At 58.4% G+C, this 12,148-nt stretch carries 12 protein-coding genes; 7 read left to right on the forward strand and 5 right to left on the reverse strand.

All coding sequences use genetic code 11. The features are described from left to right. The first annotated feature begins 31 nt into the window (after window positions 1–31). Window positions 32–439: a cupin domain-containing protein gene (locus tag AC2TDJ_RS19210; protein WP_480844301.1), complete on the forward strand. Its 408-nt coding sequence runs from the start codon at window positions 32–34 to the stop codon at window positions 437–439. 87 nt (window positions 440–526) lie between these two features. After that, window positions 527–2,923, forward strand: coding sequence for a phenylalanine--tRNA ligase subunit beta (gene pheT, locus AC2TDJ_RS19215; RefSeq protein WP_480844302.1), 2,397 nt, complete (start codon window positions 527–529; stop codon window positions 2,921–2,923). A gap of 46 nt (window positions 2,924–2,969) precedes the next feature. Here pheT and AC2TDJ_RS19220 read toward each other — a convergent pair whose 3' ends face one another. Then, the gene (locus tag AC2TDJ_RS19220; RefSeq protein WP_480844303.1) at window positions 2,970–3,854 is read right to left on the reverse strand and encodes a LysR family transcriptional regulator; all 885 of its coding nucleotides are present in this window, start codon (window positions 3,852–3,854) and stop codon (window positions 2,970–2,972) included. An 84-nt stretch (window positions 3,855–3,938) separates the two neighbouring features. On the opposite strand from AC2TDJ_RS19220, the gene AC2TDJ_RS19225 reads away from it, so the two are divergent. Both AC2TDJ_RS19225 and AC2TDJ_RS19230 read left to right on the forward strand, forming a co-directional pair. Next, window positions 3,939–4,574 (forward strand): class I SAM-dependent methyltransferase, encoded by a 636-nt coding sequence (locus AC2TDJ_RS19225; protein ID WP_480844304.1) that lies wholly within the window; start codon window positions 3,939–3,941, stop codon window positions 4,572–4,574. Window positions 4,575–4,659: 85 nt separating this feature from the next. Further along, window positions 4,660–5,109, forward strand: a complete 450-nt coding sequence (locus AC2TDJ_RS19230; protein WP_480844305.1) for a YtoQ family protein — start codon at window positions 4,660–4,662, stop codon at window positions 5,107–5,109. A gap of 40 nt (window positions 5,110–5,149) precedes the next feature. Here AC2TDJ_RS19230 and AC2TDJ_RS19235 read toward each other — a convergent pair whose 3' ends face one another. Continuing rightward, window positions 5,150–5,848, reverse strand: coding sequence for a glutathione S-transferase family protein (locus tag AC2TDJ_RS19235; RefSeq protein WP_480844306.1), 699 nt, complete (start codon window positions 5,846–5,848; stop codon window positions 5,150–5,152). Between the two features lie 219 nt (window positions 5,849–6,067). On the opposite strand from AC2TDJ_RS19235, the gene AC2TDJ_RS19240 reads away from it, so the two are divergent. After that, a complete protein-coding gene (locus AC2TDJ_RS19240) occupies window positions 6,068–6,874 on the forward strand; it encodes a mechanosensitive ion channel family protein (protein WP_480844307.1) in 807 nt (268 codons plus the stop codon). Between the two features lie 183 nt (window positions 6,875–7,057). Here AC2TDJ_RS19240 and ald read toward each other — a convergent pair whose 3' ends face one another. After that, complete coding sequence (ald, locus tag AC2TDJ_RS19245; protein ID WP_480844308.1) at window positions 7,058–8,176, reverse strand: alanine dehydrogenase; 1,119 nt, start codon at window positions 8,174–8,176, stop codon at window positions 7,058–7,060. A gap of 135 nt (window positions 8,177–8,311) precedes the next feature. Between ald and AC2TDJ_RS19250 the strand changes: the two genes are divergently transcribed. Next, entirely contained in the window at window positions 8,312–8,770 is a 459-nt protein-coding gene (locus AC2TDJ_RS19250; RefSeq protein WP_480844309.1) for an Lrp/AsnC family transcriptional regulator, read from the forward strand. Window positions 8,771–8,776: 6 nt separating this feature from the next. Here AC2TDJ_RS19250 and AC2TDJ_RS19255 read toward each other — a convergent pair whose 3' ends face one another. Further along, entirely contained in the window at window positions 8,777–9,616 is an 840-nt protein-coding gene (locus AC2TDJ_RS19255) for a CPBP family intramembrane glutamic endopeptidase (RefSeq protein WP_480844310.1), read from the reverse strand. Window positions 9,617–9,875: 259 nt separating this feature from the next. Between AC2TDJ_RS19255 and ppk2 the strand changes: the two genes are divergently transcribed. Beyond that, window positions 9,876–10,793: a polyphosphate kinase 2 gene (gene ppk2, locus AC2TDJ_RS19260; protein ID WP_480844311.1), complete on the forward strand. Its 918-nt coding sequence runs from the start codon at window positions 9,876–9,878 to the stop codon at window positions 10,791–10,793. 52 nt (window positions 10,794–10,845) lie between these two features. On the opposite strand, the gene AC2TDJ_RS19265 is transcribed toward ppk2, so the two are convergent. Then, the gene (locus AC2TDJ_RS19265) at window positions 10,846–12,063 is read right to left on the reverse strand and encodes a CAP domain-containing protein (RefSeq protein ID WP_480844312.1); all 1,218 of its coding nucleotides are present in this window, start codon (window positions 12,061–12,063) and stop codon (window positions 10,846–10,848) included. Window positions 12,064–12,148 lie beyond the last annotated feature (85 nt).

The raw sequence follows: 12,148 nt of genomic DNA on the forward strand, positions 1-12,148 counted from the left end.
ACCTGCATGGGCACGAAACAGGAGGCCCCCCGTGAAATCGTTGTTGCTCAGCGCCTTGATCCTTGCCGCCGCCCCTGCATTCGCCCGCGACACCTATCCTCCGGTCGAGGTGCTGCTGCAGACCCAAACTTCGGTCATTGGAGAGCCGCTGGAATATCCCGGTGGAACGCCCGAAGTGACGGTGGCGATCGTCACGATGCAGCCCGGTCAGGATACGGGCCCGCACCGCCACGACGCCCCTTTGGTCGCTTACGTACTGGAAGGAGAGATCACGGTCGATTACGGCGAGGCGGGAACCCGGACCTACAAAACCGGCGACGCATTTGTCGAAGCGTTCCAATCGCCCCATTCCGGAGTGAATTCCGGCGACGGCATTGCCCGGATTCTGGCTGTATTCGCAGGCTCGGACAACGTGTCGAACACGGTTGCGGAAGAGTAGCAGTCCGGGGGCCAAGCTGCCTCTTTCCCCTATGCGCAATATCCGCTAAACGCGGGCTGACCCAAGATGACTGGCGGATGACGACCGATGAAATTCACTCTTTCCTGGTTGAAAGACCACCTCGACACTGATGCCTCGGTTGAGGAAATTGCCGAGGCCCTGACCGACCTTGGGCTCGAGGTTGAGGAAATCGTCAACCCGGCGGACCGGCTGGCGGGCTTTACGCTGGGCTATGTGAAACATGCCGAGAAACACCCCGATGCCGACAAGCTGCGCGTCTGCAAGGTCGACACCGACGAGGGTGAGTTGCAAATCATCTGCGGCGCCCCGAATGCGCGCGAGGGCATCACCGTCGTGGTCTGTAAGCCCGGCATGTACATCCCCGGTCTGGACCTGACGATAAGCGTCGGCAAGATCCGAGGCGTCGAGAGCTTTGGCATGATGGCGTCCGAGCGCGAGCTGGAGTTGTCGGACGAGCATGACGGCATCATCGAACTGCCTTCGGGTGACGTTGGTGACCGTTTCGTTGACTGGCTGGCCGAGAATGACCCGTCGAAAGTCGATCCGATGATCGAAATCGCGATCACGCCGAACCGACCGGATGCGCTGGGCGTGGCCGGGATTGCGCGTGATCTGGCGGCACGGGGTATCGGCAAGCTGAAAGAGCGTGACTATGTGCCGGTGCCGGGTGATTTCGAAAGCCCGATCAAGGTGACAATCGACAAGGATACGCTGGACGGTGCGCCGCATTTCACAGGGCGTCTGATCAAGGGTGTGAAGAACGGACCCAGTCCTCAGTGGTTGCAGGATCAGCTGAAGGCGATCGGTCTTCGCCCGATCTCGGCGCTGGTGGACATCACCAACTACATGACCTTCGACCACAACCGCCCACTGCATGTGTTCGACGCCGACAAAGTACAGGGCAACCTGCGGGTGCATCGCGCCAAGGGTGGCGAGAAACTGGTGGCGTTGGATGAGAAGGAATACACCCTTCAACCCGGCATGATGGTGATCTCGGATGACAACGGTCCGGAATCCATAGGTGGAATCATGGGCGGTCTGGAAACCGGCTGCACCGCGGACACGGTGAACGTCTTTCTCGAAAGCGCCTTCTGGGATCACGTGCAGATTGCCCTTACGGGGCGGGCGCTCAAGATCAACTCGGACGCGCGGTATCGGTTCGAGCGTGGTGTTGATCCCGAATACACGCTGGAAGGGCTGGAGCACGCGACGCAGATGATTCTGGATATTTGCGGCGGCGAAGCCTCGAATGTTGTCGAGGCGGGCAAGGCGCCAAACCATGCGCGCGCCTACAAGCTGGATGCCGAGCGGGTGCAGTCTCTGGTCGGGATGGACATTCCCGAAAGCGATCAACGTCAGACTCTGACACGTCTCGGCTTCCGCCTGGAAGGTGAGATGGCGCATGTTCCAAGCTGGCGCCCCGATGTCATGGGAGAGGCCGATCTGGTGGAAGAGGTCGCACGGATTGCGTCGCTGACCAAGCTTCAGGGCAAGCCGCTGCCGCGTGTGTCTGATGGCATTCCCAAACCGGTGATGACCCCGACACAGCGCCGCCAGTCGATGGCGCGGCGCACCTGCGCAGCACTGGGCTATAACGAATGCGTTTCGTACACGTTCATCGATCAGGCTTCGGCAAAACTCTTTGGCGGTGGCGATGATGCGACCAGGCTGGAAAACCCGATCTCGTCCGAGATGAGCCATATGCGCCCCGACCTGCTGCCCGGTCTTTTGCAGGCCGCGGCCCGCAATCAGGCGCGCGGCTTTGCCGATCTGGCATTGTTCGAAGTTGGACCGGTCTTCCATGATGGAGAGCCCGGAGAGCAACAGACCCAGATCACGGGCCTGCTGGTGGGCCGCAACGGTCCAAAGGATGTGCATGGTGCCTCGCGCCCGGTCGACCTGTATGACGCCAAGGCGGATGCCGAGGCCGTTCTGACCGCAATCGGAGCGCCGGCGAAGGTGCAGATCATGCGCGATGGAGAGGGCTGGTGGCACCCGGGGCGGCACGGCAAGATCTGTCTGGGTCCGAAAAAAGTGCTTGGCGTCTTCGGCGAATTGCACCCGCGTGTTCTGCAGGCCATGGATGTCAAAGGTCCGGCAATGGCGTTCACCATCTGGCCGGATCAGGTTCCGTTGCCGCGCAAATCGGGTGCGACACGCTCGGCTCTGGAACTGCGGGACCTGCAGGCTGTCGAGCGTGACTTTGCCTTTGTTGTCGATGCCGGTGTCGAAGCTTTGACGTTGGTCAATGCCGCGGCTGGCGCCGACAAAGCACTGATCGAAGATGTGCGCGTGTTCGACGAGTTCATCGGCGGTAGCGTTGGCGAGGGCAAGAAATCGCTGGCGATAACGGTGCGATTGCAACCTTCGGACACGACTTTGAAAGAGAAAGACATCGAAGCGGTCGCCGAAAAGATCATCGCCAAGGTGGCCAAGGCCACCGGCGGCGTCCTGCGCGGGTAACACTGCACGAGAAGTGAATTGAACGACGCGCCTTTGGGCGCGTTTTTCATTTGGACAGGAATTCCGCCAGCAGGTCAAAGACCAACCGAATTCGTCGGCTGGTATGCAGCTCGCGATGGGTGGTCAGCCAGATCGGGAACGTGATGGGTTCCATACCGGGCAGTACGCGTTCGATACCGGGTGTCGCGTCGCCGACAACCTGAGACATGGGTGCGATGCCAAAGCCCTGCCTTGCGTATTCCCATGCCACGATTCCGTTCTGAGACCCGAGCCGGAAATTGTCTTCGTTCAGATCGATGCCGAACGGTTTCAGGTAGGCGATCATCTGTTCGGTGTCACCAAAGCTGATGAACTCATGCTGAGATAGGTCGCGCTTGGACCTGGGACGCCCCGCACGGTTCAGATACTCGGTGGTGGCATAGAAACGGCCCGACGCCTCCTGCACAAGACGGGCGATCAGATCGGGTTGATCCGGGCGGACATGGCGGATGGCGATATCCGCCTCGCGCCGCATCAAGTCGCGGATATCGTTCGAGGCAATCACGTCGATCCGAAGACGCGGGGCCTGCGCCCGGACCTGGCGCAAAAGATCCGGTAGAATATAGGCCGACATGATGTCGCTGGCAGTAATTCGAACACGCCCTTCGATCGACTGCGCCTGACCTGATGCGGTCAGGGCGATGCGATTGGCAGCCTCGCCCATTGCACGGGTGTGATCCAGAAGTTCAACACCGGCCTGTGTCATCTGCAGCGTGCGGCCGATGCGTTCGAACAGCATGACACCCAAATCGCCCTCGAGCGCGGCGATCTGGCGGCTGAGCGTTGGCTGGGTCTGTCCCAACTGCCGCGCAGCAGCCGAAAGCGACCCGGTTTCTGCCGTCGCCAGAAAGGCGCGGATGTGGTTCCAGTCGAAGCCCCCGAGGTTTTTCATGAAAATACGTATAAGAGTTCTGCGATTTTCCGCAATTCCTCTTCGATCTGTGCATGAGTAGATTTGCGGCAAAGGAGATTGACCATGACGACAGCTGCAAAATTCTGGGACGGCGTTGCCGCGAAGTATTCACGCACTCCGATCCGGGACATGGAATCTTACGAATACACTCTGGGGCGGACGCGGTCCTACCTGTCCAAGCACCACCGGGTTCTGGAGCTAGGCTGCGGAACGGGTTCAACGGCGCTTCTGCTTGCATCCTCGGTCGCACACATAACCGCCAGCGATTTTTCCGAAGCTATGCTGAAGATCGGCCAGGAGAAGGCCAAGGCCGAAGGGATCGAAAACATTTCGTTCAGAACGATTGATATCACCAAGCCGATGGACGGGCAGACTTTTGACGTCATACTTGGCTTCAACCTGTTTCACCTTGCGCCGGATATCAAAGGTGTCTTTGCGGACATTCATGCGCAACTGTCCCCCGGCGGTTTGTTCATTTCCAAAACGCCGTGTCTTGCCGAAGGAGGGTTGGGGTTCAAGTTTGGAATGCTCAAGCTGATGTTGCCGGTGATGCAACTTTTTGGCAAAGCCCCATTTGTCAATCAGTTTAGTGTCGAAACTCTTGAGACCGCAGTTAGCAAGGCTGGGTTCGAGGTGATTGAAAGCGGGAATTTTCCTGCGCAGCCTCCGTCGCGGTATCTGGTGGCTCGAAAGATCTAGAATGCACTGCCGGTTTCTTTGATTTCCGCATTGGGCTTTGCGCGATTGCGCCTTAAGTAGGCTTTGTACAATTGCGGAGGAAGTCATGGGCCTGAACGTCTATTTGTCCGGGGAAATCCACACCGACTGGCGCGAACAGATTATCGATGGGGCGCAAGGGCTGGATGTGACATTCAACAGCCCTGTCACCGATCACGCGGCCAGTGACGACTGCGGCGTCGCCATCCTGGGGGGCGAGCCGAAAAAATACTGGCACGATCACAAGGGCGCGATGGTCAACGCGATCCGTACCCGCAAGGGCATTTCGGACGCGGATGTCGTTGTTGTCCGGTTCGGCGACAAGTACAAACAATGGAACGCAGCCTTTGATGCGGGGTATGCGGCCGCGTTGGGCAAGTCGATCATCGTTTTGCACGGTCCGGACCACCAACACGCGCTGAAAGAAGTTGATGCCGCGGCTCTTGCTGTTGCCGAGGAACCGCGTCAGGTGGTCGAAATCCTGCGCTACGTTCTGACTGGAAAACTTCCGGGTTGAACTGTCTGGTGGATGCTGGGGCCAGCACCCACCATCTTGCTTAATCCCGCGCGGGGATCGTCAAACCCTTCTGCACGGCAGGTCGCCCGAGAAAGCGGTCGAGATACGCCGCGACATGCGGATAAGTGTCCCATCCCAGCAATTCTTTTGCTCCGTAATAGTCCAGCCCGCGCAGCCAGGGCGCGATCGCGATGTCGGCGATTGAGTAGTCTCCGGCGATCCACTCCTGACCGTCAAGCTGCGTGTTCAGGACATTCAGCAGGCGTTTTGCCTCGGCGACATATCTGTCGCGCGGGCGGGGGTCGTCGATTTCGCTACCGGCAAATTTATGGAAATAGCCGAGCTGTCCGAACATCGGCCCCACGCCGCCCATCTGAAACATCAGCCATTGGGTTACGCGGTGCTTGTCGGCCTTGGTCCGTCCGAGAAACTTGCCGGACTTCTCGGCCAGATACAGCAGGATCGCGCCGCTTTCGAACAGAGCCAGTGGGGTTCCATCGGGTCCGTCCGGGTCGATCATCGCCGGGATTTTGTTATTGGGGTTCAGGGACAGAAACTCGGGACTTTTGACATCCGCATCTGCCAGCGTAACCAGATGCGGTTCATACGGCAGGCCGGTTTCTTCCAGCATGATCGAGGCTTTGACGCCATTGGGCGTGGGGTAGGAGTAGAGCTGAATTCGTTCTGGCGATTGTGGTGGCCATTTGGCCATGATCGGAAACGAGGTGGTGTCCAGCATTTGAGGTTCCTTGGTCTGTCTGATGCTTGCCACATTGCCAAGTTCGGACCGCGCTGTCAGGTCCAAGAGTGTGCATGACCGGTCAGTTGCTGTTTGCTGAAGAACAAGAGGGGGAAAAGTGAGGAAACACGCCCCTAGACCCAGGCGGGATTTTGGCCCAGATTGCTGCAATCCCCGCGCTTTTGGCGCGGGTTTGCTATTGGAGCAAAGGAGATCCGCGTGGAAGACGTTGTAACACAGGTGGGCGCGTTCGGCCCGCTGATCATAAGCGCAATCAAGGCATTGATTGTACTGGTATTGGGGTGGATCGTTGCCGGTGCGATCAGCGGCATGGTTCGCCGCCGAATTAATGCGACCCCGCATATTGATCCGACACTGGGCAATTTTGTCGCTAGCATCGTCAAATGGGTGGTTCTGGCGATCGTCTTCGTGGCCGTTCTGGGCATCTTCGGAATCGAAGCGACCAGTATCGTTGCCATCCTTGGTGCAGCCTCGCTGGCGATCGGCCTCGCCCTGCAAGGCACGCTGAGCGATCTGGCGGCTGGTGTGATGCTAGTTGTGTTCCGCCCCTACAAGCTGGGTCAGTACGTGGATATTGGCGGGACTGCTGGAACGGTAAAGGATCTGAATCTGTTTACCACCGAACTGGTCACTCCGGACAACGTGCAGATCATTGTGCCGAACGGACAGTCCTGGGGGTCGATCATTACCAATTATTCGGCACATGACACGCGCCGGGTGGATCTGGTGTTCGGTATTGACTATGGCGACAGCGCGGATCAGGCGATGGAAATCATTCTGGACGTTGCCAAGGCCGATGAGCGTATCATGAGCGACCCGGAGCCATGGGTGCGGGTCACCAACCTCGGCGACAGCTCAGTTGATCTGACGGCACGCTTGTGGTGTGCCGCCGCGGATTATTGGGATTTGAAATTCGAACTGACGAAGGCGGTGAAGGAGGCCTTTGACGCCAAGGGCGTATCCATCCCTTATCCCCATTCCGTCGAGATCCAGAAAAAGGGCTGACGGCTCCTGCCCGTCGAACGGGCATTGGAAATGCCCTTCTCCGGTTGGGCCCGGCGCCGCGCTGTTTGCGCGGCGTCTTTTTCTTGAGGTCGATCGGAAATCCAGCGCCGCGCCTTTGGTGCGGCACCCGACCTAACTCCGGACAGCACCTTCGCAAGAGGGCGCTGTCCGGCGCGGGAGGCCTTACGACTTGATGACCACGGCTGGGGAGACAACGTCGATCCCCAGGGCCTTGCCGACGGCATAATAGGTCAGCTGGCCCGCATGGACATTCAGCCCGGCCATAAGATGCGGGTCATCCTGGCAGGCCTGTTTCCAGCCTTTGTCGGCAAGGGCCAGCAGGAACGGCATCGTTGCGTTGCCAAGTGCAATGGTTGATGTGCGTGCAACGGCGCCCGGCATATTGGCCACACAGTAGTGCATGATGCCGTCGACCTCGTAAATCGGGTCGGCATGCGTGGTCGCCTTGGAGGTTTCGAAGCAACCGCCCTGGTCGATGGCAACGTCCACAAGTACCGCACCCGGTTTCATGGTCGACAACTGTTCACGTGTAACCAGCTTGGGGGCTGCTGCGCCGGGGATCAGAACCGCGCCAATTACCATGTCTGCATCGCGGATCAGTTCAGCTGTCGCACCGGCGGTCGAATACTGGTTCTTGAACCGTCCGCCAAATACGTCGTCCAGATAACGCAGCCGGGGCAATGAGCGGTCCAGCACGGTGACATCTGCGCCCATACCCGCCGCGATCTGGGCCGCGTGGGTGCCAACAACGCCGCCACCGATTACAACAACCTTGGCCGGCCCCACGCCGGGAACGCCGCCCATCAGTACACCACGTCCACCGTTGGCCTTTTGCAATGTCCAGGAACCGACTTGCGGAGCCAGACGGCCAGCCACTTCGGACATCGGTGCCAGAAGCGGCAAACCGCCATTTGCGTCCGTAACGGTCTCGTAAGCAATGGCCGTGCAGCCGGAGGCCAGCAGGTCATGGGTCTGATCGGGATCGGGCGCAAGGTGTAGGTAGGTGAAAAGCAGTTGACCTTCGCGCAGCATCTTGCGCTCGACGGCCTGCGGTTCCTTGACCTTGACGATCATTTCAGCTGACGCAAAAACCTCGGCTGCCGTGTCAACGATACGTGCGCCGGCAGCGATGTAGGCGTCGTTGTCAAAGCCGGATCCCATACCGGCTCCGGTTTCGATAATGACCTCGTGGCCGCGGGCCACGGCTTCTTGAGCGGCATTCGGTGTCATGCCGACACGGAACTCCTGTGGTTTGATTTCCTTGGGGCAACCGATTTTCATGTCTCTCTCCGTACATAAACTGCCTAAATTATGGGCATTCAGCGACGCAATTTCTGTGAAACCCTGCTTGCCAAAGGACGATTCAGTGGGAGATTATTCGACAAATTTGAAATCACACGCAATGGATGTGCGCCGATGAGTATTGATGCAACTGATCGAAAGATTCTGGCCGCCTTGCAGCGCAAAGGGCGGCTATCGAACGCAGAGCTGTCCGATCAGGTGAATTTGTCTCCGTCGGCCTGTCATCGGCGCGTTCAAAGGCTGGAGGCCGAGGGCTTTATCAGGGATTATGTCGCTTTGCTGGACGCCCGCAAGATGAACGTCCCGACCACGGTATTTGTCGAAATCACTCTGCAAGGCCAGGCCGAAGAAGTGCTGGATGCCTTCGAAAAGGCAGTGGCTCGCATTCCAGACGTGTTGGAATGTCACCTGATGGCGGGAACGGCGGATTACATCCTGAAAGTCGTTGCCGAAAACACCGAAGATTTCGCGCGCATACACCGGCAATACCTGTCGCGCCTGCCCGGCGTGGCGCAGATGCAAAGCTCGTTCGCGCTGCGTACCGTATTCAAAACAACGGCTCTTCCGGTCTGAGGTTGCTCAGGCCGGTCCAGGATAGGTGAACAAGGTCAGATGCAGAAAATTGAACGCGAAATGCATCAGCACCGGCACCCACAAGCGTCCCGTTGCGAAATACCCCAAACCACAGGCCAGACCAAGCAGAGCCGCAAACCCTATTAAGACGGGGCCGCCGGTTACATGCGCAGCGCCGAACAGGGCACTTGCTGTGACCAACCCGATCAGAGGCCCCGTACGTGCGCCAATTGCTGATTGCAGGTAGCCGCGAAAAAAGGCTTCCTCGGTGAGGCAGGTCAGGAACAGATTTGACATGGCGAAGATCATCCACCAGGGGGGCAGGCCGAATTCAGGACGGACTGCCCCGGACAGTGCGCCTGACAACAAAAGGGCGGGTAGCAGCATCAGACCCGCTGTCAGCGGCCAAATTTTGACGGGTGCGTTCGGAATCAACATCGCGGGCCACGCCAGTAGGACCGCAAAAAAGACCATCGGTTTGTCCAGATTGAGATACATCGTGAATGGCGCGCTGTCCGGTCCTGCGTGAACGTGATCCAGAACCAGCAGATTGTGCACCCCGGGCAACAGATGCGCGCCCAGAACGAGGCTCCAGGCAATCAATGCGATGTGCCCGATCAAGGCTGCAGGACCACGCAGTAGAGGAAGGCGGGCCGCGCCGAGAAGGCCAAGACCAACAAAAATCGCCGCAGATGCCGAAATCAGACCGCTGACCAGTGCCACAAGACCGAAGGCACATATCATTCCGACGGCCAATGTGCGCTGTCCGGCCAACGCGGCGACCTGGGCGACAATCAGGATCAGCCACGGCCAGAATTTTGGAAGGAAGGAAAGAAAGAACGCCACGATGACCTCCGGTTCATTCCGGCATTGATGCAGGCGGGACGGATGCAAAAGCAAGTGCCTGTTTTGAGGGCGCAAGATATGGCCTTGCGTCAATTCCACCGCTTGAATCCCGCGCCTGACCGGGTCACATTCAGGTTTTGCAGCATATATATCGTCAGATGGCGGACCGGGATTCAGGCACCATCTGCGGGAGCGGTGACATCTGCCGGTTACACTGCCCCGATACGGTGCGAACCCGATGAATGATAAGGAGCCGAACTTGGCACACGATAGAAACGACGCGCCCAAAGATTGGCTGGAAGCCGAGCTGGAAGACACGCTGGATGAAGATTTCGAGATCGAATTCAGCGAGCCGATGCTGTCGATGGAGGTTCGCAAGATCTACAAGGACCAGCATCCGGATATGCTGGACCGCAAGGTGTACTTCCGCAATCTGCTGCGATTGCAGGCCGAATTGATCAAGGTACAGGACTGGGTGCAGCACACCGGCGCCAAGGTTTGCATCCTGTTCGAAGGACGCGACAGCGCCGGCAAGGGGGGCGTGATCAAGCGGATCACGCAGCGTCTGAACCCGCGTGTGGCCCGTGTCGTCGCCTTGCCTGCGCCCAGCCGCCGCGAGCAGAGCCAGTGGTATTTCCAGCGCTATGTCCCGCACCTGCCTGCGGCGGGTGAGATCGTTCTGTTCGACCGGTCCTGGTACAATCGGGCCGGGGTCGAGCGTGTAATGGGATTTGCCAACGAAGATCAGGTCGAGCAATTCTTTCAGGACGTTCCTGAATTTGAACGTATGCTGGTCCGCTCGGGGATCATTTTGCTGAAATACTGGTTCTCGATCACCGATGAAGAACAGCAGTTGCGATTCCTCATGCGTATCCATGACCCGATGAAGCAGTGGAAACTGTCGCCGATGGATCTGGAATCCCGTATCCGGTGGGAGGCGTATACAAAAGCCAAGGAGGACATGTTCTTTCGCACCAACATCCCCGAGGCGCCGTGGTATATCGTCGAAGGGAATGACAAGAAACGCGAACGCCTGAATTGTATCGAACACCTGTTGACCAAAATCCCGTACGAGGATGTCCCGCAGGAAAAGGTCACCTTGCCGGATCGCCGTTATAACCCGGAATACGAGCGCCGGATTTTGCCCGACGAACTCTACGTACCAAAGATCTACTAAATCTCGGATTCAGATGTGCGGGGGCGGATGGACCCCCGCACATCTGTTTGGATCAGGCGAAATCCATCATGCAGGTCGTGTGAATGTAGGTGAATTCGCAGTAGTCGTCCGTGGTTACGTCGGTCCCATCCGAAATGATAGGCATATCGTCGTCACCCTCGTCCATCGTCACCAGCTCGAATTCATCGACCTCGGGTTCGGGCTGGTATGGTGACCCCCAATCGAACTGATCGAAGTGCGCCTGAAGGGCTTTCACGAAAGCCTCGATTTCTTCAAGGAAGGCCTGAACGTCAAAACACTCATCCTCCGGTGTTTCCACTTCAGCCACGGGTTCTTCGACCGGAGTGTCTTCAACGACTTCAGGATCATCGGCTTCGGCGACCGGGATGTCCTCGCCGGTGGTTTCGTCCTCGGGCGTTTCCGCTTCAGCGACAGGTTCGTCGTCGGGGGTTTCATCGTCGGCGCCCGGATCATCCATTTCGGCGACCGGCGTCACTTCCTCCGGGGTTTCGTCGTCGGGTGTTTCCACTTCGGCAACGGGTTCTTCGCCAGGGGTTTCTTCGTCGACCTGCGGGTCGTCGGTCTCTGCCACAGGCGTCTCTGCTTCGGGCGTCTCGTCGTCAGGTGTTTCCACTTCGGCGACCGGGTCTTCTGCCTCTGGCTCAGGCTGCTCGGTTTCGGTGACATCGGTTGGTGTCTCATCCACCGGCGTCGTCGGTTCGTCCACGACCGGAGCCGGTGTCTCAGGCTCTGGCACGACAGGCTGCGCCACCTCTTCGTCTGTCGGGGCTGGTGGAGTTTGTGGTGTCCCGTCGTCGGGCAGAACCGCCGCGTCCGTCTTGGCAAAGTTCTGTGTGACCATTACAGCGTCAAAGCCCTGCATGTCGCCGGTTTCGATTCCAATCCCGATATACTTGAATTCAGGGTTCAGGATGTTGGCACGGTGGCCTGGGCTGTTCATCAGGTTCTGGTGCAATTGCGCGACATCGTCACTGATGCCTGGCGCGCCGCGTTCGGATTGCCAGGCAATGTTTTCACCGGACCGCCAGTTGCCCGAGAAATCGAACCCGGCTGCTTCCATCCGCTGCGTCGCCGTTGATCCGCCGGATCCGGTGTGGCTGAACCTGTCCGTGTCCAGCATCCAGGTGCTGTGATCTTCGGACGATACGTTCAGTTGCCTTTCAAGTTGCAAAGGGTCCAGCCCACGGGATGTGCGCTCTTGGTTAATCAGCGCCAGCATTTCCCGCTCAACCGTGCTTGCTGTAGACATGTTTTGCCTCCGTATTTTGTTATGTCTGAGTGGACGGCCTCAGTTACCGAGTGACATTGGACACTGAACAGTGGGGCGGCAAAAT

The organism is Ruegeria sp. HKCCD6647-2, from assembly GCF_057221075.1.